The sequence below is a fragment of the Arthrobacter sp. Hiyo1 genome (assembly GCF_001263615.2).
Classification (GTDB): domain Bacteria; phylum Actinomycetota; class Actinomycetes; order Actinomycetales; family Micrococcaceae; genus Arthrobacter.
Genome location: NZ_DF952469.1, coordinates 987,378 through 988,868, shown reverse-complemented (window position 1 = coordinate 988,868; position 1,491 = coordinate 987,378). Strand labels below are relative to the sequence as shown.

Annotated in this window: 2 protein-coding genes; both read left to right on the top strand. The window is 62.6% G+C overall.

Translation table 11 applies throughout. The features are described 5' to 3' along the window. Positions 1-343: 343 nt before the first annotated feature. A complete protein-coding gene (locus tag AHiyo1_RS08840) occupies positions 344-613 on the top strand; it encodes a DUF3040 domain-containing protein (protein WP_059388316.1) in 270 nt (89 codons plus the stop codon). 352 nt (positions 614-965) lie between these two features. After that, on the top strand, positions 966-1,328 hold the full coding sequence (locus AHiyo1_RS08835; protein ID WP_059388315.1) for an SPW repeat protein: 363 nt from the start codon (positions 966-968) through the stop codon (positions 1,326-1,328). The last annotated feature ends 163 nt before the right edge of the window (positions 1,329-1,491 follow it).

The window sequence follows — 1,491 nt, the reverse complement described above, 5'->3', positions numbered from 1 at the left end:
AATTCGGCCTCCGGTACTGCGTAGATAGGTGTAATGCGCTTCGGCTCCCAGACCAGCCACGCGTGCAGGGTGTCGACGACGGTGTTCCCGCCCAGGCTCGCACGGATCCGCTTGGCGGTGGGTTCGAAGCGCAGCTCCGGGAACGTCCCGACGATCACTCCGGATAGTTTGGTGGCCATGCTTCAAGCGTGAGCGCAGGGCCATTCGGCGTCAATGCCGTCGTGGGCCGATGGCAGACGAGCTGGAACGCGCTGGTTCCGGGAGCTGATAATTAAAGCAAGCAGGCTGTTGATGGCTTGGCGGTGCGATGGATGAAGGCTGAGACGGGAAGGAATGGTTGGCAATGCCTCTCTCGGATTATGAGCGCAGGCGCCTGCAGGAACTCGAAAGGGATCTGGCTGATAATGACCCGGTCCTGGCCCGGGAATTGGAGACGGGAAGGTCTCCCAGACTGTGGCTTCGCTGGTCCGCGGGCAGCGTCCTGGTCCTCGTAGGCTTCGGATTGATGATTCTGGGGAACTCCGCGCAGCTTCCGGGCCTGGGCGTTCTGGGGTTTCTGTTGATGTTCGGCAGCGTTTGCTGGTACGTCTGGCGTAGGATTTCCGTTCCCTAGGCAAGTTCGGCAGGGCTCGAACAGCGGGACGCAGATCCTGCGGCCATCCGTGGACGGGTTTTAGGTGGGCGCCGGTTGCCGTCGAGGCCGACCGGTCCGGTTGCCCGCCATCACCAGCTGCGGCCGAATTGCAGGAACCAAGAACGGGCACTGCGTGGCGGGAAGACGCAGCGGCTGGTTTTTGTTAATCCATAAGTCCGGCTGTGAAGGCGCGAATGCACCGGGTGAGTCGTGTAGGCCCTTCACCCCGCCGGATCGATGGCGGCACCGCATGGCGTGGCAATCGTCGAAAGAACAAGTCTCCAGGTGCATTTTGATCCGGGGATGGTTCCGAATCATGGAGGTGGTTTCAATGAAGAAGTGGACGCGATGGCAGGATTGGGTCACGGTTGTTGCCGGGCTCTATGCCGTGCTATCTGTCATCTGGACCAAGGCGGCCGGCGGCTCGACTGCCTTGATGCTCGTGTTCGGCGCATTGCTGGTCATCAGCGGCGTCATCAATCTGGCCATCCCCGGAACCCCGGCCATGGAGTGGATCCAGGCAGCCTTGGGCGTCCTGTTGTTCCTCTCTCCGTGGTTCGGTTCCTACGCGATGCAAACCGGCGTCGCCTGGACGTCCTGGATCACCGGCCTGGTGGCGCTCGTCGTCACCGCGACGGCGATCAAGCCCAGCACCGAGGAACACCGGCATCACATGGTCAGCCCATCGCATTGAACAGCCGGAGATAGATGGCCGGCGGGGCGTAAGCGGACCCGCCGGCCGTCCCATGTTGTTGGCCTCTTGGCGTTCGTCCTTGGCCCGATCCGCTCTAAAGCTCAAGCGGCTTTGTGCCGGCGGTGGTCGCGCGTTCCTTGCGCGGGTCTTGCCGGGCTCGCGG

Excerpts from the sequence above, each read along its gene's own strand:
- AHiyo1_RS08835 (WP_059388315.1), top strand. The coding sequence starts at position 966 with ATGAAGAAGTGGACGCGATGGCAGGATTGGGTCACGGTTGTTGCCGGG.
- AHiyo1_RS08840 (WP_059388316.1), top strand. The coding sequence starts at position 344 with ATGCCTCTCTCGGATTATGAGCGCAGGCGCCTGCAGGAACTCGAAAGG.